At 28.6% G+C, this 24,533-nt stretch carries 22 protein-coding genes; 18 read left to right on the top strand and 4 right to left on the bottom strand.

Going from position 1 to position 24,533, the window contains the following annotated elements; all coding sequences use genetic code 11:
• Positions 1-33 precede the first annotated feature (33 nt).
• The 4 genes from hflX to AYC61_RS12240 all read left to right on the top strand — a co-directional run bounded on the left by hflX (position 34) and on the right by AYC61_RS12240 (position 3,620).
• Positions 34-1,320: a GTPase HflX gene (gene hflX / locus AYC61_RS12225; RefSeq protein WP_066502664.1), complete on the top strand. Its 1,287-nt coding sequence runs from the start codon at positions 34-36 to the stop codon at positions 1,318-1,320.
• Between the two features lie 20 nt (positions 1,321-1,340).
• Positions 1,341-2,009 (top strand): HEAT repeat domain-containing protein, encoded by a 669-nt coding sequence (locus AYC61_RS12230; protein ID WP_066502666.1) that lies wholly within the window; start codon positions 1,341-1,343, stop codon positions 2,007-2,009.
• A 120-nt stretch (positions 2,010-2,129) separates the two neighbouring features.
• Positions 2,130-2,561: an NUDIX domain-containing protein gene (locus AYC61_RS12235; protein WP_066502670.1), complete on the top strand. Its 432-nt coding sequence runs from the start codon at positions 2,130-2,132 to the stop codon at positions 2,559-2,561.
• 414 nt (positions 2,562-2,975) lie between these two features.
• Positions 2,976-3,620, top strand: coding sequence for a YigZ family protein (locus AYC61_RS12240; protein WP_066502672.1), 645 nt, complete (start codon positions 2,976-2,978; stop codon positions 3,618-3,620).
• On the opposite strand, the gene AYC61_RS12245 is transcribed toward AYC61_RS12240, so the two are convergent.
• Together AYC61_RS12245 and AYC61_RS12250 are read right to left on the bottom strand one after the other, a co-directional pair.
• Positions 3,617-3,970, bottom strand: a complete 354-nt coding sequence (locus AYC61_RS12245) for a sulfite exporter TauE/SafE family protein (protein WP_066502674.1) — start codon at positions 3,968-3,970, stop codon at positions 3,617-3,619. The genes AYC61_RS12240 and AYC61_RS12245 overlap by 4 nt on opposite strands.
• On the bottom strand, positions 3,952-4,332 hold the full coding sequence (locus AYC61_RS12250) for a sulfite exporter TauE/SafE family protein (RefSeq protein ID WP_066502676.1): 381 nt from the start codon (positions 4,330-4,332) through the stop codon (positions 3,952-3,954). Before AYC61_RS12250 ends, AYC61_RS12245 begins: the two co-directional genes overlap by 19 nt.
• Positions 4,333-4,462: 130 nt before the next feature.
• Between AYC61_RS12250 and nadE the strand changes: the two genes are divergently transcribed.
• From nadE to AYC61_RS21295, 8 genes are all read left to right on the top strand, one after another.
• The gene (nadE, locus tag AYC61_RS12255) at positions 4,463-5,194 is read left to right on the top strand and encodes an NAD(+) synthase (RefSeq protein ID WP_066502683.1); all 732 of its coding nucleotides are present in this window, start codon (positions 4,463-4,465) and stop codon (positions 5,192-5,194) included.
• Positions 5,195-5,548: 354 nt separating this feature from the next.
• Positions 5,549-6,130, top strand: coding sequence for a class I SAM-dependent methyltransferase (locus tag AYC61_RS12260; protein ID WP_066502685.1), 582 nt, complete (start codon positions 5,549-5,551; stop codon positions 6,128-6,130).
• A 514-nt stretch (positions 6,131-6,644) separates the two neighbouring features.
• Positions 6,645-7,787 carry a DUF3798 domain-containing protein gene (locus AYC61_RS12265; RefSeq protein ID WP_066502687.1) on the top strand — a complete coding sequence of 381 codons (1,143 nt, stop codon included), beginning with the start codon at positions 6,645-6,647 and terminating at the stop codon, positions 7,785-7,787.
• Between the two features lie 85 nt (positions 7,788-7,872).
• Entirely contained in the window at positions 7,873-9,468 is a 1,596-nt protein-coding gene (locus AYC61_RS12270) for a sugar ABC transporter ATP-binding protein (RefSeq protein WP_202906833.1), read from the top strand.
• Complete coding sequence (locus tag AYC61_RS12275) at positions 9,469-10,506, top strand: ABC transporter permease subunit (protein ID WP_066502689.1); 1,038 nt, start codon at positions 9,469-9,471, stop codon at positions 10,504-10,506.
• A gap of 1 nt (position 10,507) precedes the next feature.
• Positions 10,508-12,070 (top strand): ABC transporter permease subunit, encoded by a 1,563-nt coding sequence (locus tag AYC61_RS12280; protein ID WP_066502692.1) that lies wholly within the window; start codon positions 10,508-10,510, stop codon positions 12,068-12,070.
• 1,046 nt (positions 12,071-13,116) lie between these two features.
• Complete coding sequence (locus tag AYC61_RS12285) at positions 13,117-13,845, top strand: YebC/PmpR family DNA-binding transcriptional regulator (protein ID WP_066502694.1); 729 nt, start codon at positions 13,117-13,119, stop codon at positions 13,843-13,845.
• Positions 13,846-14,188: 343 nt separating this feature from the next.
• Positions 14,189-14,671 carry a hypothetical protein gene (locus tag AYC61_RS21295; RefSeq protein ID WP_066502697.1) on the top strand — a complete coding sequence of 161 codons (483 nt, stop codon included), beginning with the start codon at positions 14,189-14,191 and terminating at the stop codon, positions 14,669-14,671.
• Between the two features lie 539 nt (positions 14,672-15,210).
• On the opposite strand, the gene AYC61_RS12295 is transcribed toward AYC61_RS21295, so the two are convergent.
• A complete protein-coding gene (locus tag AYC61_RS12295) occupies positions 15,211-16,833 on the bottom strand; it encodes a stalk domain-containing protein (RefSeq protein ID WP_066502700.1) in 1,623 nt (540 codons plus the stop codon).
• 344 nt (positions 16,834-17,177) lie between these two features.
• On the opposite strand from AYC61_RS12295, the gene AYC61_RS12300 reads away from it, so the two are divergent.
• Positions 17,178-18,893, top strand: a complete 1,716-nt coding sequence (locus AYC61_RS12300; RefSeq protein WP_066502703.1) for a 5'-nucleotidase C-terminal domain-containing protein — start codon at positions 17,178-17,180, stop codon at positions 18,891-18,893.
• A gap of 142 nt (positions 18,894-19,035) precedes the next feature.
• Here AYC61_RS12300 and AYC61_RS20730 read toward each other — a convergent pair whose 3' ends face one another.
• Entirely contained in the window at positions 19,036-19,203 is a 168-nt protein-coding gene (locus AYC61_RS20730; RefSeq protein ID WP_082759945.1) for a CDIF630_02480 family spore surface protein, read from the bottom strand.
• Positions 19,204-19,700: 497 nt separating this feature from the next.
• On the opposite strand from AYC61_RS20730, the gene AYC61_RS12305 reads away from it, so the two are divergent.
• The 5 genes from AYC61_RS12305 to ruvA all read left to right on the top strand — a co-directional run bounded on the left by AYC61_RS12305 (position 19,701) and on the right by ruvA (position 24,524).
• Complete coding sequence (locus AYC61_RS12305; protein ID WP_242866788.1) at positions 19,701-21,392, top strand: Na+/H+ antiporter NhaC family protein; 1,692 nt, start codon at positions 19,701-19,703, stop codon at positions 21,390-21,392.
• A gap of 315 nt (positions 21,393-21,707) precedes the next feature.
• Positions 21,708-22,439 (top strand): hypothetical protein, encoded by a 732-nt coding sequence (locus tag AYC61_RS12310; protein WP_066502712.1) that lies wholly within the window; start codon positions 21,708-21,710, stop codon positions 22,437-22,439.
• A gap of 82 nt (positions 22,440-22,521) precedes the next feature.
• The gene (locus AYC61_RS12315) at positions 22,522-23,112 is read left to right on the top strand and encodes a BofC C-terminal domain-containing protein (RefSeq protein ID WP_066502715.1); all 591 of its coding nucleotides are present in this window, start codon (positions 22,522-22,524) and stop codon (positions 23,110-23,112) included.
• A gap of 319 nt (positions 23,113-23,431) precedes the next feature.
• The gene (gene ruvC / locus AYC61_RS12320) at positions 23,432-23,926 is read left to right on the top strand and encodes a crossover junction endodeoxyribonuclease RuvC (protein WP_066502718.1); all 495 of its coding nucleotides are present in this window, start codon (positions 23,432-23,434) and stop codon (positions 23,924-23,926) included.
• A gap of 13 nt (positions 23,927-23,939) precedes the next feature.
• Entirely contained in the window at positions 23,940-24,524 is a 585-nt protein-coding gene (gene ruvA, locus AYC61_RS12325) for a Holliday junction branch migration protein RuvA (RefSeq protein ID WP_066502728.1), read from the top strand.
• Positions 24,525-24,533 lie beyond the last annotated feature (9 nt).

Below are 24,533 nucleotides of genomic sequence, written 5' to 3' on the forward strand. Positions count from 1 at the left end.
CAACAATAATGGTGATAAAGATGAGGTGTTTAAATGGATTACAATTTTAATGAAATACAAAGAGAAAAGGTGTTAATTGTTGGAGTAGATTTAAATTCTAGAGATGAAATAGATATAAATATTACTATGGAAGAATTAAAAGAACTTGTATATGCTGCTGAAGGAGAAGTAATAGAGAGTATAATGCAAAAAAGAAATAGAATAGATGCAGCGTTTTACATAGGAAAGGGTAAGGCTGAAGAAATAGCACTTTATTGTGAAGAACTAGATATAGACACAGTAGTATTTGATAATCAGCTTTCTGGAGCTCAAATAAAGAATCTTGAAAATATAATACAAAGAAAAATTATAGATAGGACAAATTTAATACTTGATATATTTGCAAAACGTGCTACTACTAAGGAAGGAAAGCTTCAAGTTGAGCTGGCTCAGCTTAAATATACACTTCCAAGGTTAATTGGACTAGGTAAAGCACTTTCAAGAACAGGTGCAGGTATTGGTACTCGAGGTCCAGGAGAAAAGAAATTGGAAATTGATAGAAGACATATATTATCAAGGATAACAGAGATTAAAAATCAATTAAAGGCTATTGAAGGTGTTAGAAAAATGAAAAGAAATCAGAGGATAAAATCACAAATACCTTTAGTAGCACTAGTAGGTTATACTAATGCAGGTAAATCAACAATATTTAATGAGCTTATAAAATCACATGATGAATATAATGATGAAAAAAAAGTTTTTGCTCATGATATGTTATTTGCTACACTAGATACTACTTTAAGAAAATGTCAGCTTCCAAGTGGCCAAAACTATTTATTAATTGATACAGTTGGTTTTGTTAGCAAATTACCAACACAGTTAGTAGAAGCATTTAAAGGTACTTTAGAAGAAGTGTTGTATGCAGATTTGATTGTTCATGTAATGGATGTAACAAGTAAGGATTATGAACTTCAAAAAGAAACAACATTAAAAATTTTAAAGCAAATGGGAGCTACCGATAAGCCTATTTTAACCGTATACAATAAGTTAGATAAATATGATAACTGTGTAAAAACTCTATATACTGAAGACTATGTTTATATATCTGCTGTCAAAGGTACTAATATGGATTTGTTACAAGAATTAATAAAGAAAAAGCTCTATGGGAATTATTATAAAGTAAAACTAGTTATTCCATTTGATAAAGGAGATATTAGTTCATATTTATTCAATAATACCAAAATTATTAGTACATCATATGTAGAAGCTGGAACAGAGTTCTTGGTTGAGTTAGATGAAAAGGATTATAATAGATTTAAGAAATATATAAAGGAAGAATAATAAAGGTGGTATAATACATAATGAACAGGATTAGACTAAATTTAGATAATATAAATAATTTATCGCAAGAGGAAGTGACTTATTTATTATACCAAGAGGGAAAATCTATTAAACAAATAGCAATAATACGTAGAATGAGTGAGGATAAAGTACAAAAAGATATAATTAAAGCTAAATTAATTTATTCTAATACACAAAATAAAAATAATAGTTTACTACTAAAACTTTTAAGTATGGTTAAGAAAGATAGATTAGAGATACTACGTTCTTTAGATAACGAACAAAAAAATAGATTGAAAGAAGAAATTTATACAAATTATACTAAATATAAAAGTGACGAAGATAGAATGATTTTAATATGGCTGATAGGTGAATTAAAAGATGTTAGCTTTTTACCTTTTTTAAATATGGAGTTAAAAAGTAAAAGAGTTAACCACAGAAGATTAGCTTGTTCAGCCTTAGGTAAAATAGAAGAAAAATCTACAAAAAATTGGCTAGAAAATGCTTTGAATGATGATAATCCTCAAGTAAGACAATATGCAATAAAAGCATTGGCTAAAATAGCAGATGATAAATCTCATGAATTAATAAGGAATATTTTAAGAAATAAAAATGAAAAGGAATATGTTAAAAAGACAGCAGTCGAAATTTTAAACAAAGCGACAGCAAGTACAAATAATTTAAAATAAGTATAAAATAACCTAATAATCTTAATAAAATTTAACATAATAATATAAAGATGCTTTTTTGGTATAGAAAATATTAGTATTTTGAGGTATAATAAAATAAAAGGTTAGGAGGCGGTTAATATGCTTTTTAGAAATTGTGCAGGTGGAGTTGTTTTTTACGGTGAAAAGGTTTTCATTTTAAAAAACGAAAAAAGAGAATGGATATTACCAAAAGGAAGGATTCGTAATGGTTCTTTGGCGACTGAAACTGCTATTGAACGTGTTAAATTTGAGGCTAATTTAACACCAAGGATAGTGTCTACTGCTGGAGAAACTAGTTACGAATTTTTTTCTATGACAAGAAAAAAACCAGTATGCAATGAAATATTATGGTATATTATGGAAGTTAATGACCCCCTATTTATAATTAACGAGAGTGAAGGTTTTATGGATGGGGGTTTCTTTTATATAGAAGATGCATTAAAGCTAATAACATATAGCCAAGACAGAGCTTTAGTAAACCTATCATATAAAAAGTACAAGGATTTAAAAACTGAGCAAATAACTGCTTAATATATAATAGAGAATATAAGCACAATATTTAAATTGATTAAATTTATGTCTTTTTAAATATTGTGTTTTTTATGTTATAAGAAAGTGCTACTAGGGTAAACTTTTGAGGAAAGTGTGGCTCAATGTTTTTGTTTTGAAGCTTTACAAGATATTTATTTATTAAATACTTCTTTTTAAGGAACAAAGTGAATATAGTTACAGATTGAAAGATTAATAAAGACAAATAAAAATACTAGATATTAAAATAGAATATATAAAAATTATGTTAGGCAAAGCTTAAAAACAGGAAACTTAAATCTATGATTTTATGTGAGTCGCTTACTCCTAGGAATATTATTAGTAGGAGTTTTATTATATAACAAAGAATGTTATACTATTAATAGTTTCATAGGGAGAGATAAGAGGTGATTTTTTATGAAAAATAGATTTTACACTATTAACGATTATGGATATGATGAAATTATAATTAACAAATCAAGATTTATAGGGTATGCTAAACCTGCTAATACAGAACAGGAAGCTATAGATTTTATTGAAGAAATAAAGACAAAACATAAAGATGCTACACATAATGTGTATGGATATGTTATAGGTGAAAATAGCAATATTCAAAGGTTCAGTGATGACGGAGAACCTAGTGGAACAGCGGGTATTCCAGTTTTAGAAGTTATAAAAAAAGAAAATTTAAGAAATACTGTTGTTGTAGTAACAAGATACTTTGGTGGGATAAAACTAGGTGCAGGCGGGCTTATAAGAGCATATACAAAGGGTGCAAAAATAGGCATTGAGAGTGCTGTTATAGTAGAAAAAGTTTTATATAAAAAAATATTGTTTCGTATAAATTATTCATTACTCGGCAAAGTAAAAAATGAATTACTAAGATTAAATTACTATATTGAAGATATTACATATGATGATGCAGTCAATATCTTTGTGCTATGTGATATAAATGATGTAGACAGGTTAAAGAATAATGTTATTGACGTGACAAATGCACAAGTAGATATTAGTGAAATAGATGAGCAATATGTTTCCGTTAAAGATGGTAAAATGATTTAATTTGTATCTTTTTTTAGAAATTCATAAATACCCATAATAAGTAGAAAAACTGCAAATATTATTCTAAGGATTTTAGGATCAAAATTAACTGCTAATCTAGAACCTAAAATTGAACCAACAATACCAGCTATAACTATTGGTAGAACTGGTCTTAATTCAAGATTTTTATTGTAAAAGTGTGTTATTAAAGCTATGATAGCTGTAGGGATATATATAAATAAATTTATACCTTGAGCTTGTTTTTGATTCAATGAAGTTAATATTATTAATCCAGGTATTAAAAGTGTTCCGCCACCAATACCCATACCACTTATAATACCGGTAAATAAACCTAAGAAGAACAAAAGCATTTTATCAACATCCTTACAGATACTATGATCATAAATCCACCAAAAGTTTTTCTGAGTAATTTTTTGGGTATTTTGTTTAGCAACTTAGCACCTATATATCCACCTACAATGCTGCCAAGGGCAACTAGAAGACCCGTTTTTAAATCAATAAAGCCATTTTTAAAGTATATAAAAGTACTAATAATAGATAATGGGAAGATTATTGCAATAGCTGTAGCATGAGCTTTATGTGGTTCTATATCTATAAGATATTTTAGAAAGGGGACAATTATAGTTCCACCACCAGAACCAATTAAGCCATTTACTAAACCTGTAAAAAGACCTACAGCATATAATTTGTAATTACAAAAGTGTTTTTTCATACATATCTTCTCCAAGATTAGAATATTAGATTTGCTAGGTAGCAGTAGTTATGTACTTATTATTCCTTATGAATATTGAGTTATACAAGTATAATATGTGAAAATCATACAGTGATTGGAGGATTATAAAATGAACAATATTGAAAAATTATGTGAAAGCTTAACAAAATGGATAAAGGAAAGAGTAGAAGAAGCCGGATGCAAGGGAGTAGTTTTAGGTATAAGTGGAGGTATAGATTCAGCTGTTGTAGCGGGATTAGCTAAGAAAGCATTTCCGAATGACACATTAGGTATATTGATGCCTTGTCACAGCAACAGTATCGACGAAGAACATGGAAGGCTTTTGATAGAGAATTTGAACATTAAACATGAAAAAGTTGATTTAAGTAAATCATTTGATGCATTAATAGAGCAATTGGATAATGATGGGAGCAATAGATTGGCAGTAGCAAATATTAAGCCAAGATTGAGAATGACTACGCTGTATTATTATGCTCAGAAAAATGGTTATTTAGTAGCTGGTACAGGAAACAAAAGCGAAATAACAGTAGGATATTTTACAAAGTATGGAGATAGTGGAGTAGACATATTACCAATATGTGATTTAGTAAAACACGAAGTAAGAGAGCTTGCTAGATATCTAAAATTACCAAAAGAAATTATAGATAAAGCACCAACAGCAGGTCTTTGGGAAAACCAAACAGATGAAGATGAAATGGGATTTTCATACAAAATATTAGATAACTATATATTAACAGGAGAAGCTCCTGAGGATATTAAAAATAAGATTGAAAAAATGAATAAAAAAAGTGAGCATAAGAGAAAATTTGCTGCTAGATATTTAAAGAATGAAAATCTTTAAATTTGAATTATGAAAATTAAGTCACTAAACATCTATGAATGTCTTCTTTAACTTTGTTGTGAGATATTGTATAGATGTTTTTTTATTTTTAATTGTCAAGTTATTAAAGAGTTTTTGAACTATATACAACATATATGTTATATTATATATAAAACGGTATATTATTGATAATTATGTATACAATTATAAAACAATGACCCGAGATTAATAATATATTGAAAAAATACTTAAGCCCAAATTATTAATATTGCTTTGAATAATATGTAGTGAGTTTTAACTATCTATAATAATCTGGATTAAGTAAAGATAAATAGAATGTGGATTGATAAGTTCCATTCTAGAGGAGGTATTATTATGAGTGATGATATTGATAAATCAAGGGTACATTTTATTAATGAGCAAAAAATTAACATAAGCAAAGTAAGACGTGAAGGTTATATATTAGATATTGGTGGCGGCGGCGAAGGTGTCATTGGTCAATTATATGGAGAACAGGTAGTTGCAATAGATCCTTTGGAAAGTGAATTAGAAGAAGCTCCAACAACTGGAGCATTGAGAATTATAATGAATGCGAAAGATCTTAAGTTTTTGGATAATCAATTTAATACAGTTACATCATTTTTTACAATGATGTACATATCTAATGAAGATATTGAAAAAGTATTTAAAGAAATATATAGAGTTTTGAAATTAGATGGTGAGTTTTTATTCTGGGATTTAAATATACCTGCTTTTACTAATACTGATAAGGACATTTATGCTGTACCACTAAAAATACATTTGGAAGATAAAATTATAGAAACAGGTTATGGTGTACAATGGAAAGGAAGAGAGCAAAATATTGATTTGTATATTGAACTTGGTAAAAAAATAGGGTTTAAAGTTATTGAACAAAAACTAAATGAACAAACATATTATATAAAATTTAAAAAATAAATTGTGATTAATTCACAATTATATTAAGATGGGTAACTCAAAATTTATTATGAGTTACCCATCTTTGCTTAATTAAGGTATTACAAAATTATAAACCAATTTTTCATGATTCTTTGTACTCTCAACAATTATTAAACCAATCTATGATATTTAATACTTATCTTGCCAAACATTCTATTGCTATTTATAAAATATGCTAACTAAGAATATATTGATAAAATTTACCTTTTGCATAATCAAATAATTTTATTATTATATATCTATTTATGATTTGCATGACAAATATATAAAGCAAAACTTTTAGAAATATAAAAAAACAGTCATATTTATATCCCTTTTAATATATAACTTAATAAAGAATAGATTATTTTATTTTCTAAACAGTAAATAACACTTAATGAAATAAGAAATGCTTGATTTTAGAACAAGCCTATAGTTAATTTTTACTGATGAAAGGGGGTATATATACTTTTTAATTATTTGTTATCGTTATTTTATAAAGAGGGGGAAGTATATGTTAAAACGACTGTTAGTTACTTTATTAGTATTTATAATGATTTTTAGTTTAGCTGCTTGTAATGGAAAAGAAGTTAGTAATGACAATGATGGTAAGTGGAAAATAGGTATTATGACTGGTACTGTTTCTCAAAATGAAGAGGAATATAGAGCTGCTCAAAGGGTTCAAGAAAAATATGGTAAGGATAGAGTGCTGTTACAAACATTTCCTGATCAGTTTATGAAAGAACAAGAGACTGTTATACAAAATGTTATGACTATGGCATCTGACCAAGATTTGAAGGTTATAATTATATGTCAGGCAATTCCGGGTACTTGCGCTGCAATTGATAAAGTAAAAGAAATTAGAGATGATATTTTATTTATTGTTGGTAGTGTAGCTGAGGATCCAAAAATGATATCTTCTAAGGCAGATGTAATATTCCAAATAGATGAGTTAGGAATGGGACCTGCTGTACCTAAACAAGCACAAAAAATGGGAGCAAAAGTTTTTGTACATTATTCATTCCCACGACACATGTCTTATGCACTATTATCTAAAAGAAGAGATATGTTTAGAGAAGAATGTGAAAAGTTAGGCATAAAATTTGTAGAAGCTACAGCTCCTGATCCAACTGGAGATGCAGGAATATCAGGTACACAGCAGTTTATATTAGAAGATGTTCCTAGAAAAGTTGCTAAATATGGTAAAGACACAAATTTCTTTTCTACAAATTGTGCTATGATGGAACCTCTTATCAGATCCGTTCTTAATGAAAAAGCTATATTTGCTCAACAATGCTGCCCATCCCCATATCATGGTTATCCAGGTGCGTTGGGAATAGAAATACCAGAAGATAAAAAAGGCAGTGTTGATTATATAATTGATGAGATATCAAAGAAAGTTGAAAATGGTGGTAATAAAGGTAGAATGTCAACTTGGCCAGTACCTATGGCTATGATGTTTATTGAAGCAGGAGCAGAATATGCTGTTGATTATATCAAAGGAAATACAGATGGAAAACTTGATATAGACAAAATAAAAGAACACTTTAAGGAATATGCAGATGCTGATATGCAAATAACACCATATCATGATGATGAGACTGGTAAAACTTACGAAAATTACTTAATGATATTATCTGATTTTATAGATTTTTAGAGGTAAGTGAGGTTGCCTTTATGGCAGCCTTACAATTATCATATACAAAAAATAATACCTTTTAATTTAGGGGGTGTAATTATATTTGAGTGCTAAATATACATTGCAAATGAATGGGATTGTCAAAGAATACTTTGGTAATAGAGTTTTAAATGGAATAGATTTGGCAGTGAAACCTGGTGAAATACATGGTCTTTTGGGAGAAAACGGTGCTGGTAAATCGACTCTGATGAACGTATTGTTTGGTATGCCAGTTATTCATTCAACAGGGGGATTTAAAGGTGAAATCTTGATAAATGATGAAAAAACAGATATAAAATCACCAGATGAAGCTATGAAATTAGGAATAGGTATGGTACATCAAGAATTTATGTTAATACCAGGATTCAATATAACAGAGAATATTAAACTTAATAGAGAAATTACAAAAAAAAATATTATTAGCAAGTTTACTAGTAGGAAATTAGACACTCTTGATATACACAGCATGAATAAGGATGCTAGAAAAGCTCTAGATACTTTAGGTTTAGGAATAGATGAGTGGGTTACAATAGCGGGACTTCCAGTAGGTTATATGCAATTTGTAGAGATAGCAAGGGAAATAGATAAAAAAAATATTAAGCTTTTGATATTTGATGAGCCAACAGCTGTTTTAACTGAAAGTGAAGCTAATAATTTGCTAAATTCAATGAAAAAGATTGCAGATACAGGTATAGCTATATTATTTATAACACATAGATTAGATGAAGTTATAAGAATAACTGATAATATAACTGTATTAAGAGATGGTGAGTTGGTTAAAACTTTGGAAACTAAAAATACAAATATTAAAGAATTAGCACAGTTAATGGTTGGAAGAAAGATTGAGGCATCTAAAAAAAATAAAAATAGAGTAATAGGTAATGAAATAACAATGTCATTAAAGAATTTTAAGGTCAAAATGCCTGGAGAAAAAGTAAAGGGTGTTGATATAGATATAAGAAAGGGCGAGATATTAGGAATAGGTGGATTAGCTGGACAAGGTAAAGTAGGTATAGCCAATGGTATTATGGGTTTATATGAATCTGAAGGAGAAATATTATTTAGTGGAAAACATCTGAAACTTAATAATACCAAAGAGGTTCTTAAAAATTCCATAGCTTTTGTTTCAGAGGATAGAAGAGGTGTAGGATTACTTATGGATAATTCTATAGAAATGAATATTGCTATGACTGCTATTCAAATTAAAAATGATTTTATAAAAAAACTAGGGTTTATCACACAAAAAAATACAGCAAAAATAAGAAGACATGCTTTAAAAATGATAAAGGATTTAGATATAAGATGTACAGGACCTAAGCAGATAGTTAGGAGACTTAGTGGAGGTAATCAACAAAAAATATGCTTAGCGAGAGCATTGACTTTAAAACCAAACATATTATTAGTATCAGAGCCAACTAGGGGAATAGATATAGGAGCAAAAAAATTAGTGCTTGATTTGTTAGTTAAACTAAATGAAGAATTAAAAATGACAATATTAATGACGTCTAGTGAATTAGCTGAGCTTAGAGCTATATGTGATAGAATTGCCATTATTTATGAGGGTAAGGTAGAAGGGATATTAAAACCTAGTGATTCTGACGAAGATTTTGGTTTAATGATGGCTGGAGAATATAACAAGATACATAGGAGGGAGGCTTAAATGATGAAAGTAAAAAAATTATCTAGAAACATAGGTCTACCGAGGATTATTATAACGTTGTTTTTTTTAATGTTATGTATTTTGTCTATTATTATGGAGCTTCCAGCTGACAGATTATTTACTGATGTGTTAGTTAGAGTGGGTATGAATGGAATTATGGTATTAGCTATGGTGCCAGCAATTTTATGTGGAACGGGTCCTAATTTTGGACTTCCATTAGGAATCGTATGCGGTTTACTTGGGGCTGTTTTGAGTATCGAACTTGATTTAACAGGGTTTAGCGGTTTCTTTGGAGCTATAATAATAGCTATTCCTATAGCGATTATTGTTGGTTGGATGTATGGGCGTCTTCAAAATGCTGTTAAAGGTTCAGAGATGATGGTGGCTACTTACACAGGTTTTTCAATAGTATCATTGATGTGTATAGTTTGGCTTATTATACCATTAAACAGTGACGAGATGGTTTGGCCGATAGGTAAAGGATTGAGAGTTACAATTTCATTAAAAGACAGGTTTGCAAAGATACTAAATGATTTGTGGGATTTTCCATTATTTGGACTTAAAATTCCAACAGGGTTAATTTTGTTCTTTTTAATAATGTGTTTTGTAGTATGGCTGTTCTTTAGAAGTAAGCTTGGTATAGCTATTAAAGCTTCAGGCGATAATCCAAAGTTTGCTAGAGCTTCAGGTATAAACATTGATAAAAATAGAATAATAGGTACAATTTTATCAACAGTTTTAGGCGCTATAGGGATTATAGTTTATGCTCAAAGCTATGGTTTTATTCAATTATATCAAGCTCCACTTATGATGGCGTTTCCAGCGGTAGCTGCTGTATTAATTGGAGGTGCATCAGCAAGCAAAGCTAAGGTTTCTCATGTATTAGTTGGTACATTTCTATTTCAAGGTTTATTGACAATAGCGTTGCCTGTTGCAAACTCAATTGTTAAACAAGGACAATTATCAGAAATAGCAAGGATGATAGTTCAAAATGGCATCATATTATATGCGTTAACTAAGGTTGACGGGGGGGAATAATATGGCTAAAAAGAATAAAGAATTTGGGAAAAAAGTAAAAAAAATATTGACTGATAATATGGTTACAATTATATTTATTATAATTGGCTATATAGGTATAAAGCTTTCTAAATTACCGAGTGCATTTATATTGAATGAATTAATTGTTAGAATTGGAAGAAATGCATTTTTAGTATTAGCTTTGATAATTCCTGTATTGGCTGGCATGGGGTTAAATTTTAGTATTGTTGTAGGGGCTATGGCAGGACAAATGGCAATAATAGCTGTTACTCACTGGGGAGTAACGGGTATTCAAGGATTAATGTTATGCGTTGTTATTGCAACACCTATAGCTTTAATAGCAGGAAATCTTACAGGTAGACTATTAAATAAGACTAGAGGACAAGAAATGATAGCTAGTATGATTGTTGGATTTTTTGCTAATGGTATATATCAGTTAATATTTTTATATATGATAGGAACAGTAATACCTATGAAGAATCCTATGATGGTGTTAGATGGAGGTATAGGAATAAGAAATTCAGTAGACTTATCAGGTGGAGTTAAGCCTACGGGTATAAAATATGCCTTAGATGGGATATTGAAATATCCTTTATTTAACGCATTGATAATATTAGCATTTATTGGGATATTATATAGTGTTAAAAAATATTACTCAAAAGATAAAAAAAGTATGCTGAAGATGTCATTGATAAGCCTTATAATTCCTATTGTAATGTTGATACTTTTCATAACAAAGGGAATATTAATAGTAGAGTTAGTAATTGTACTTTGGATATATGCTATTTACCTAATATATATTTTATTTGAAAGCAAAGTATTTACGATTAGTAGCATTATAATACCTATATTGATAGGTGTTTTTGCAAATGGCAGTATAATAAATTATGTTATTGTAGCTATAGTTGGAGCCACGTTTGCACTCTTTGTATTCATAAGGAAAGATAATTATGATAAAAGAATTAGGTTAAATAAATTAATAATATCCATGATATTATGTTTTAGTATTAGCTCTGTTAGTATATACAGCATTATACAAGGCAGTGCACTTAGTAAGGTGAAAATGCCAGTATTTACATTTATAATAATTATATGCTTATGTATTTTTAATTTACTAATAGTAAAAACAAAGATTGGTCAGGATTTTAGAACTGTTGGGCAAGACATGCATATTGCTAAGGTTTCAGGTATTAATGTAAATAAGACAAGGATATTAGCAATAACTATTTCAACGTTATTAGCTGCTTTTGGTCAGATAATTTTCTTGCAAAATATTGGGACGCTAAATACTTATGGCAGCCACGAACAGATAGGAATGTTTTCAATAGCAGCTTTGTTAATAGGTGGTGCATCGGTATCAAAAGCTACTATAGGGCAAGCATTACTTGGAACTGCTTTATTCCATATTTTATTTATAGTGTCTCCACAAGCGGGTAAAAATGTTTTTGGAGATGCACAGATAGGGGAATATTTTAGAGTATTTGTTGTATATGGAGTAATAGGTATATCATTAGGGTTACACGCTTGGAGAAGAAGAATATTAGCTAAAAACAAACAAATTTAATTATTAAGGCGAATGATAAATAATTCATTCGCCTTTAAGCAGAGAACCCAAATCTATGATTTTGAGCAGGGAACTAAAATCTACGATTTTATGTGAGTCGCTTACTCCTATGAATTATATTGAATAGGAGGTACAACTCCGCTTACTCCTAGGAACGAGGTGAGTAGGAGTTACAGATTGAAGATTAACATAAGACAAATAAAAATACTAGATATTTAAAATAGAATATATAAAAATTATGTAAGACAAAGATTAAGAAAGCAGAGAACCCAAATCTATGATTTTGAGCAGGGAACTAAAATCTACGATTTTATGTGAGTCGCTTACTCCTATGAATTATAATGAATAGGAGGTACAACTCCGCTTACTCCTAGGAACGAAGTGAGTAGGAGTTACAGATTGAAGATTAACATAAGACAAATAAAAATACTAGATATTTAAAATAGAATATATAAAAATTATGTAAGACAAAGATTAAGAAAGCAGAGAACCCAAATCTATGATTTTGAGCAGGGAACTAAAATCTACGATTTTATGTGAGTCGCTTACTCCTATGAATTATAAGGAATAGGAGGTACAACTCCGCTTACTCCTAGGAACGAAGTGAGTAGGAGTTACAGATTGAAAGATTAAAATAAGACAAATAAAAATAATAGATATTTAAAACAGAATATAGTAAAATTATGTAAGGTAAAGATTAAGAAAGCAGGAACTAAAATCTATGATTTACTCATGAGTAGAGAACCCAAATCTATGATTTGGAGTGAATCACTTACTCCTAGGAACGAAGTGAGTAGGAGTTACATTTAAATACAGAACCAAAATCTACGATTTCTTGTGGAATGAAAATGAGTAGAAATTTCATATTATAGCAATAAAATAAGGCACAACTCCGCTTACTCCTAGGAATAATTATATGAGTAGGAGTTTCAATTTATCTATTATTATGGTAAAATATATTACATCAATCATCTTATATGATAAGAAGTAGTATTTTAAATATTTTGATAATTAATGTTTACAAGTAATTTAGGAGGAGATAATTTATGTCAGGACATTCAAAGTGGGCAAATATAAAGCATAGAAAAGGTAGACAAGATGCAATGAAAGGTAAAATATTCACAAAGCTTGGACGTATGATTTCTGTTGCTGTTAGAGAGGGTGGAGCTGACCCTGAATATAATTTTAGTTTAAAAAGTGCTATAGAAAAAGCAAAAGCTGATAATATGCCTAATGACAATATAGAAAGAGCGATAAAAAAAGGTTTGGGAGATACAGATGGTCAAAACTACGAAGAAATTGTATATGAAGGATATGGACCAGCAGGTATTGCTGTTCTGGTAAAATGTTTAACTGACAATAAAAATAGAACAGCATCAGATGTAAGACATTCTTTCAGCAAAAACAGTGGAAACTTAGGAGCAACAGGCTGCGTTTCTTTTATGTTTGACAGAAAAGGACTTCTGATAATTGACAAAGAAGAAGGGTTAGACGAAGAAACAGTAATGATGAGTGCATTAGAAGCAGGTGCAGAAGATTTTGAAGCAGATGAAAATTGTTTTGAAATTACATGCATGCCAGAAGATTTTAAAACAGTTAAAGAAGCTTTAGAAAAAGAAGGGTACACATTCTCAACAGCAGAGTTAGCAATGTTACCACAAAATACAAGTACATTAGATTCAGAATCAGATATAAAAGCAATGAATAAGCTTATTGATATGCTAGAGGATAATGATGATGTACAAGAGGTTTATCATAACTGGGATATGGAATAGACGTTGAAATTTCAACATTTATAGCAATGGTAGCGGACAAACTTAGAATAGAGGATTTATGTTCGTAAAATTGAGTTTGAAGGTTATTGTAAAAAACTAAAATTGTTATAAGTTTAAACACTAATAGATTTTCTTTATTTATTGAATAATAAGGGAGGTCTATTTTTTATGCAAAATAATAAAGTTCTATTTTTAAAATAAGAGTTTAAACATTTTTTAGTAGTTAGGGTAAGCCTTCGAGGGAAATATGGCTCAAGGTTTTTTGTGTTGAAGTTATACAAGACATTTATGTAATTTCATTAATTTTAGACCATCTAAAAAAATAAAGAAAGGTGGGAGAATAATGGAATACAATAGCAAAACAAACTGGCAGAGAGATGATATTGTCACAGAGAAGGATTTAAATAGGATAGAGCAGGGAATTGAAGATGCATGTGGTAAACTTAGCGGTATACAAGAAGGTGCTGAAGTCAATAGACCTATATCTGATGCTGTAGATTTAAATGATTCTAATACATCTGCTAGTTCAATGGCAGTAAAAACCAATGCAGATAAAATAGGCAATTTAGAAACAAAAGTTGCTGATTTAGAAAACAGTAAAGGGATAGAGAATGAAGGATTTAATATTCAAAAGAATCATAGATATGAAATAACCCATGCAAATAGCTTGAATTATAATGCGATGAAAAATCACTACTTGTTAATTCAAATAGCAGATATTATATTACAACTGTATACGGTAGGATGTAAAATATTGAAAATATTAAAAAGGACATTAAAAAATATATCTTCTGATTTGTTAGACTGCTTAGAGGCATTCTCTTAAAAACGGAAGATATATTATATATCGAGAAACGCACACAAATTAGCATTTCTTGATATATAAAGTATATCAAAGGATGTGATGTATGAAAAGTAGAAATATAAAAAAACTGCAAAAAAATCATAGAAAATTATATAGGGAGAAATCTACCTATAGGGTGTGGATAACTTTTTTGAAATTGTAAAAAATTATCCACAAGAGCAAGATTTGATTAAAACAGAGTAGTTTAATAAATTTTACTTTTCAGAGCTGTTTAGTTGTTTTAAAAATTGTCTAATGATAATTTTTTTGATATAATTGACTTCTGAAATATTTATGCATAACTCCTTGATTTAATTGTTTGTGGGAATTCAATTATAACAAAGATTTATCATAAATGTTTTTTTATTTTATTCAAATGTTAAATTATTTTAGCGTTTTTGCACTATTATAGTAAAGATTATAGGCTTTGAAGACTTTTAGAATTGCTAAAGCCTATAATCTTAAATAAAAAGTTTTCTATAGTGTAAATATAAAAGTTAGATAATTTGTAATTAATATAATTAATCTTTATAAACTAAACTTTTAATTGATACGATAGCTGTGACGTTTAGTGTTCTCCTGGATTTGTCTTCATTATATAAATTTTCAACTTCATTATAAAACCAATCTATGTCTTTTTTTATAGTATATCCTTTATTTTGCAATTCATCTATAGCATCTTCAATTAGTTGTTCTTTTTGTTTGACAGTTAAATCTATCCAGTCATGTCCTGTTGTCTCAGAAGGAGATTTTTCCCAATCGCTTTTATGAATATTTTTTTCTTGTTCATTATTGTTTTCTTCAATTGATATTGAATCATCTGATTCTCTTAAAAAATCATAATTAATATCATTATTTTCCCAATGAAATTTTGTTATTTCAGCACTATTATAATTAGAATGAGTATTATTATAGTTGTACCACTTTAAAAAATTTATGCTATTATAACCTACTTTAATGTTAGGATATTTATAAAAATCTGAATAAAATTCTCCTATTAATTTTTTGTTTGGTAGTGCTTGCATAGAAACACTTGCAATTTCTTTTTGGAACTGCGTTAGTAATTCTTTTGTTTTTTCCTTATCGTCTTCACTAATTTTTATAGAGTATTCTAAATCATAAGGAAGTACATCATCTGAATTATACCAATCTATTCGAATTAAATAATCATACGGAAAAAGTTCTGAATCATTTTCACTAATATCAAATGTAAAAATCCATTTTCCAGTAGGAGTATATAATTTAGAGTAATATTCTTCTAAGTATTCTTTTAAATCTTTACTACCTTTAATTTTTCTTTTTAATGTTACATTTATTAAATTGCTTTTATTTGATACTTCTTCATTCTCTTTACTCTCTTCATTTTCAATGTTTTCATCAGAAGGTAAAATGAATAATCTAATCTCGCTAGTAGAATTATCAAATTTAGAATATTGTAAAGTTATATTATTCCAAAAAGTTACATACAAGTATTTGTTTTCGGAGAAAACTTGTTTTTCATCTTTTACATTTGGTGTTCCATATATTTTTTTTATAATCTTCTTAAAATATTCATATAATGGTTTATAATCAACACCTTCTATGTCATAAACAAAAGTACCCCTTGTTAAACCATCTATTTTATGAAATCTTCCACTATTATAAAACTCATTACCTTTCAAAACGATATATTCTAAATTATTATTATGTGTAGATTTATTTACGTATTCTTCACAATTTTCACCAAGTACGTCAACATAATCTTTTAACTTACCTAAGTCTTTATTAATTAGATTTACAAGGAAAATTTTGTTGAAGTTTTTCTCATTTATAGCATAATAATTCTCAATATTATCTATTTTACTCATATTATCGTTTTTGTTATCTAGATTATTCAATTGTATATCGTTAATGCTGGCAGTATTAGTTTCTCCATTCCATTCAACTTTTTTGCCTAAAATTTCTGCAACTTTTCTTATTGGTACATATGTAGTTCCATTATATAAAATATTGTCACATGTAATTTTTTGTTTATTAACTTCTAAATTGATTGAATTAAATAAAACTTCAATTGTTTGCTTTACGCCTTGTGCAAAGCCTAAAGAGCTTCCTAATAATAAAGTTATTACTATTCCTGTAAGTACCCCTTTCAAATATTTCTTCATTGTCATGTCCTCCTTGTGTTTTTTTTAGGTATGACTGTCCCTCTTTCTTTTCCTAATGTTGTGATATTCTACATTAAGTTTCATATTCCTGCTTTAATCGTTTTTTATTTCTATAACAGGGAATTAAAAGCACAGCAATAATATCAAGATTAGTGAAATTGAAGTATAAGTGTTAATAGAAACGTAGCAAAAAGAAATAGTCACTTAGTTTATGTTATAATAACATCAATTTATTACAAAATGTAAATATCATATAAATATTTCTTCAAAATAGAAGGTATATCCAAAATAATGAAGTATATATAATTATGTACAGGATATAAATTCAAAAGGAGGAATAGTTTATGGGTAAATTTAAGAAGCTTAGTTTTATACTTGTTTTTATGCTAATTTTTACGGCATTATTTTCTAGTATTGCATTTGCTAATGAAAAGAAGGTTAAAGTAACAGCTACTGACAGCATAGCATTAACTATAGTTCATACTAATGATACACATGCTAGAGTTGAAGCAGATAAATATGCAGGTATGGGTTTTGCTAAGATTGCAACTAAAATTAAGCAAATAAGAGAAACTAATGAAAATGTCTTAGTTTTAGATGCAGGAGATACTTTTCATGGTCAAACTATTGCAACATTAGTAAAAGGGGAAAGTATAGTAAAAATAATGAATACTATAGGTTATGATGCAATGGTTACTGGTAACCATGATTATAACTATGGGCAGGAAAGATTATTAGAATTAGAAGGTATGACTAATTTTCCAATTCTTGCTGCAAACGTTGTCAAGGATGACGGGACTGAATTCTTAAAACCATATATTATTAAAGAAATTGGTGGATTGAAAGTAGGTATTTTTGGTTTAGCTACTCCTGATACTGTATTTATGACTCATCCAAATAACGTTAAAGGGCTAAAATTTAATGACCCTATAGTAGCTGCTGGTGAAATGGTTGCAGAGTTAAATGATAAGACAGATATTATTATAGCGTTAGCACACCTTGGATTAGATGAAAGTAGTTCTATTACAAGCGAAAAAGTAGCTGAGGCAGTAAAAGGAATAGACATTATGGTTGATGGTCATAGTCATACAACTTTACCAGAAGGCAAAAAAGTTAATGATACTCTTATAGTGCAAGCTGGTGAGTATGATAAAAACTTGGGAATAGTAAATTTGACATATGAAGATGGCAAAATAAGTTCTATAAATGCTTCATTATTAACTAAAGAAGAAGCTGCTGATTTAGATGAAGAAGAAGATGTAATTTCCGTTGTTTCTGATATTAAACAAAAAAATGGTGAAATAACTTCTGCTGTAGTGGGTAAGACAGAAATTCATTTGGATGGAGAAAGAGCAGATGTTAGGACAAAAGAAACTAATCTAGGTAATCTTATAACTTCAGCTATGTTAAAAGTAACTGATGCAGACATTGCTTTTACAAATGGTGGTGGTATTAGAGCATCTATAGAAATAGGTGATATTACAAAGGGTGATGTTATTACTGTTTTACCATTTGGAAATTATGTTGTTGCTAAGAATGTAACAGGAGCAGATATTGTGGCTGCAATAGAGCATGGAATAGATTCATATCCTGAAACAAAAGGAGCATTTCCTCATGTAGCAGGTATGACATTTAAGTTTGATCCATCTAAGCAAGCTGGGGATAGATTAGTTGAAGTTAAAGTTGGTAATGAGCTAATAGACCCAAACAAAACTTATAAATTAGCTACTAATGACTTTTTGGCAGCAGGTGGAGATGGATATGAAATGCTAGCTGATGGCCAAACTTTAGGCGAGTATCCAGGTCTTGATGAAATATTAATAGAGCATATACAAAAATATGGTACAGAAGATGCAAAAGTTGATGGTAGGGTTCAGGTTTATGAAGAGACAAATACTATTGAAGTTGATATTACTACTTATGAAGTAGTAAAAGGTGATGTGTTATGGAGAATTGCTAAAAAATTTGGATTCACATGGCAAAAAATAGCGGAATATAATAAGTTAGAAAATCCAAACTTGATATTTACCGGTCAAAAACTTTTGATTCCTGCACAATAATAAATAAAGAAATTAAGAAAAAAGTAAAAGTAGATACAGGATATATTCTGTGTCTACTTTTTTTAGAAAACAATATTAATAAAATTGCTTATTCATAATTAATTAATACTAGCTATCTAGGCAATTAAATTCAATAAGGATTTTACTTCTGAACATTATCTACCCAATGTTTTGCTTCTTCTACACATAGCTCACTAGGGATAGGAACTCTTGATTCTGGTTCAGTTTTTTCTATATCTGCCCAAGCAGCTAGTTTGTTTCCTTCTGTTGTCATTGGCACTTTTTTATAAAACTTTTCATTTACACTCATTTTTTCACTCCCTAAAGTACATTTTTAAATACTATTCGATTAATATTATTTTTTCAAAATATAAAAAAATTATTAAGTAATATAATGGTTTAATCCATAAAATATGTTTTCAATTCAATAAATATATAATCATTATTAATATTTATTAGTTAAAAATAATAATATAAAAATAAGAAAAGAAATTTAAGTGATACAAATTTATTTTAAATATAAACAACTTGTTAAGTTAATAGAAAGATAAATAACAATAAATACATAATGCGTCAAATAATGCATGTAATAAATAAACAAAAAATAAAGGAATTTCAAAATATTTATTGAATATTACAATAATGAAACAATTACTCGTTATTTATTAAAATTTTGTAATCTATATGGAATTATAGTAATGTAATTTCTTATCATAGATTAAAAAAGTCTTTGTCATAAGACTTGATTCATTTAATGTATTGAATTATTAGTGCATTGAATGTAACTACTAAAAAGGGGGTATTTGTTTGAAAAAGTTAAGAGTTATAAGCATGTTTATTGTAGTAGCTTTAGTTTTATGTTTAGCTTTGCCAGCTTTGGCTGATAGTGAAGAAGCTACTAAGCCTTATTTTGGCATCTTATCTATAATCCCACCTGTACTAGCAATCGTATTAGCATTTTTAACAAAACAAGTTATATTATCTTTATTTTTAGGTATTTTTGCTGGAGCTATAATGATGAATAATGGGAATCCTGGTTTGGGATTTTTAAGAGCATTAGATCATTATATGGTTGGTTCTTTAGCAGACGCTTGGAATGCCGCAATTATTATATTTACTTTAACTATTGGTGGTATGGTTGGTATAATTGGCAAAATGGGTGGTATGAAAGCTGTTGCTGAATCATTATCTAAAAAAGCCAAGACTCGTAGAAGTGCTCAAGTAATTACTTCTTTACTCGGAGTATTAGTATTTTTTGATGATTATGCTAATACTTTGATAGTTGGTCCAACAATGAGACCATTAACTGATAAGTTAAAAGTATCTAGAGAAAAATTAGCCTATATAGTAGACTCCACAGCAGCTCCTGTTGTTGGTATGGCATTGATTTCAACTTGGGTAGGTTATGAAATAGGTATAATAAAAGACGTATTTATAGATTTAGGCGTAGAGGCTAATATATATGGTATATTTTTAAGAACTATACCATACACATTCTATAATATTTTTGCTTTAGCTTTAGTATTTACTATTGGTGGAACTGGTAAAGATTTTGGACCTATGCTTAAAGCTGAAAGAAGATCAGTGTTAGAAGGTAAGCTTTTAGCAGATAATGCTAAACCAATGGCAAGTGATGAAATAACTAAAATGGAAATAAAAGAAGGTACTAAACTTAAAGCTAGGAATGCTATATTACCAATAATAACTTTGGTTTTGGTTTCTTTTATTGGCTTGTGGTATAACGGTTATACATTTAGTGAAGCAGGAACAGATCCTTTTACATGGGAAGGAATAAGAACATGTTTCGGAAATGCAGACGCTAGTGTTGTTTTAATATGGGGCGCTGTTGTTGGTAGTATAGTAGCTGGTATATTGGCTGTTTCTCAAAAAATATTATCACTTGGCCAAGTATTTGATTCTTGGGTAGATGGTGCTAAATCGTTAGTTATAACAGGTATTATACTTGTTTTAGCTTGGTCGTTAGGGTCAGTAACAAGTGATGTTGGAACAGCTGATTATTTGGTAGATGCTACAAAAGGTTTATTACATGGTGGAGTTATACCTATAGTAGTATTTATTATTTCATGTTTGGTTGCTTTTTCAACAGGTACATCATGGGGTACTATGGCAATAGTTGTTCCTTTAGCTGTACCATTAGCGAATGCATTTATTACTGGAGATCCAGCTAGTTCGCCACTAGTTATAGCAACGTTAAGTGCTGTTTTATCTGGTTCTATATTTGGAGATCACTGTTCTCCTATATCAGATACTACAATTATGTCCTCAATGGCTTCAGCATCTGACCATCTAGACCATGTTAAAACTCAGGCACCATATTCTTTAGTAGGAGCTGCTTTAGCTATTTTGGGATATTTATTAGTTGGTTTATTTAACGTACCAGTTTGGATAACACTTCTACTTGGTATTGTAGGAATTATTGCAATAGTTTTGGTATTTGGTAAGGATCCTTCAAAAAAATTAATTGAAGTTAAAAAATAAATTATAAAATTGTAAAATAGTATTGATACTTGAGCATGCATTTTGTTATAATATGAAATGCATGTTCTTTGATTTTTGGGATTAAAGACTCATATGTAAATGGTATATAATAATAAATAATAGCATAAGTATTAATAATAGATAAATTTGTTTATAAATAAATTCATTTACATATTAATGAAAAGCAGGAATATATATTTTTACATAGAATGATATAAAGAGGCATTATTTTAAAATAATTGTTTTGAAAATTCATGTAGAAAATATACATATTTTGTACATTTAAGATGAAATTATTTTGAAGGAGAGATTTCTGTGTTACCTTTAATTGATGAAAAAATAGATTTATATCAAGGGCTAACTGAAAAGTTTTTGTATAATTCTGATATAAATTCAATATTTATTTTATTATCTCTTTACGATTTAGAAGAAAACATGAGTAATATATATCCTAAATATTTAGGTATGAAAAAGATTAGGACACAGATAATGAGATTCCTAAAAAATAAAAATATTGAAAATGTTAAAAATATTGCTAATTATATTAGCTTTATTATTCATGAAGATGTTAATAGAATTGAGTTATGCTTCTACATAGAAGGATATAAAAAAGGTTATAATGATATAAAATGGGTAAATGTTTTGGAAAAAAAGGCTTTAAATACTAGAACAATGGACGAGCTATATTCGTCAAAATATTTATTTCATGTTAGTCAAAATTATAATATAAAACAAATTAAAAAACAAATTAAGAGAGAAATAGATTATAATGCAAAGAAGGATTCTAAATTAGTCGAAATGATGCACATTTTTGTAAATAAAGTCATCAAGAAAAAACTTTATAATCTTAATAATCATGTTAATGAACAGTTAAAGCTATGTTTAGAATCTTATGATATAGTAGAAGAAAAATACAATTTAAAAGAAGAAGATATAAATATAATATATAAAAATCTATATTCTATGATTATGAAAAATCTAAAAAATATATACAAAGAAGCATATTGGTTTGGTGTAAATGATAGAGTATTAAAAAGATACATATAAAAATGGTTAAAACAACTATGAATTGAATAATATTATAGAATTTGGGAAAAATATCTTTCTAGAAGCATGTGGAGGGATATTTATGAAAAACTATAAGAAAATGAGTGTAGTTGTTTTGTATATGTTGTTTATATTAGTTGGTTTTGTATATGGTTATAACAAAGGTAAAGACATAAGTGATGATAATAATAACATTGCTCATGAAAAAAATGGTATTGATGTGCAGAAGGTTGAAGATGAAAAAGTTATTAAACATGAAGAAAAAATTACACCAAGTACTTTACTAGAATATGTATATTACTATACTAAGTGTAATCATACAATTACTGAAGTTAAAAAACCAACTGGCGACATAATTGGTATGAATGAAGAAAAGTTTATGAGGTATATAACTATAAATTGTCCTCAATGGGAGTTAATTAGTTTTTCAAGTAATAAAATTGTAATGAGCATAAAAAAACATCACCTTTGCCCTAATCATTACATCATAGGTGTAGAAAATGATAAAATAGCTGTTTATAAAATTGGAAAAGACGGAAAGAAAGTATTATTTAAGATTGTTAATCATTCAGTAAAACTCTTAAATGAAATAGATCAAAGAAAACTCAAGGAAGGAATAACCGTAGATAGTAAAGAAGAAATGGTTGAAGTTCTAGAAAATTTCTCTAGTTAAGTAGAGAACAAAATTCTATCCTTTTTAAGTCGATTTATTATTCCTATAATAAGCCAAATGCAATAAGAAGATCTTCTTGGCAAAAACGAAGATCTTTTTCTAATCTATAGGAAATTATATTCATTTTGATTTATAAACAAAGCAAAGCTTATCAAAGCACTTCTTTTGTTGACGTAGATTAATATTATTTTTAAAATTAAAGGATTATAGCTGAATATATCGAATATATGTTTGTATAAACATTAATATAACTCTGATTGTTCATAGTTTATAGTTATTTTATGAATTATCTGAGTTATATAAAAGGAGAGTTTGTAAATTGATTGTTTTAGGTATTGACCCTGGTATAGCAATCGTAGGATATGGTGTAATTAAATATGAAAATAGTAAATTTAAAGTTTTGGATTTTGGAGTTTTGACAACACCAGCTGGTATGAGTTTTCCTGATAGATTAAAGAGCGTATATGATAGTTTAATAGTGTTAATAGAAAGATTTAAACCGGATGCTGTTGCAATAGAAGAACTTTTTTTTAATAAGAACGTAAAAACAGCTATAACTGTAGGACAAGCAAGAGGTGTTTTGGTATTGGGAGCAGTAAATAATGGAATAGATATATATGAGTATACACCTTTGCAGATTAAACAAGGAGTAGTTGGTTACGGTAGAGCAACCAAAAAACAAGTACAAAATATGGTTAAAATACTGTTGAATTTAAAAGAAATACCAAAACCTGATGATGCTGCAGATGCACTTGCGGTTGCAATAAGTCATATTCATTCTTCAAATTTTAAAGATATGTTCAAAATGAGATAGTGAGGAGTTTTTTATGTATAGATATATTATGGGAATAGTTGATGAAATCGGTGAAAAGTACATAGTTTTAAATAATAATGGTATAGGTTATCTTATAATGTCTTCAAAGAATACATTGGATAGGCTTTCTTTAGGCGCTGAAACCAAAATATATACTCATTTACATGTAAGAGATGATGAAATGAGTTTATATGGGTTTAATACACTAAATGAACTGAATTTATATAAATTACTTTTGTCTGTGTCAAAGGTTGGACCTAAAGTAGGACTATCATTATTGTCAGAGCTTTCACCTGAGGAGCTTAAAAGAGCTATTTTAATGGATGATGCTAAGCCTTTATCTAAAGCTTCTGGAGTTGGCAGTAAGACTGCAAAAAGAATAATACTTGAATTAAAAGATAAAATTGATGATAATATACTTATAAGTAACAACGAGTCAACTACTATAGACAATAATGTTGATGAAGCACTATTTGCTTTGCAGGCCTTAGGTTATTCAAAGATGGAGATTAGTTCAGCACTAAAGAAAATAGATTGTAAATCTGATAAAACAGAAGACTTAATAAAATTAGCTTTAAAAGAATTAGCTAAAAGATAAAGGGGTAAA

Origin of the sequence: Abyssisolibacter fermentans (genome assembly GCF_001559865.1) — a bacterium.
Lineage (GTDB): Bacteria > Bacillota > Clostridia > Tissierellales > MCWD3 > Abyssisolibacter > Abyssisolibacter fermentans.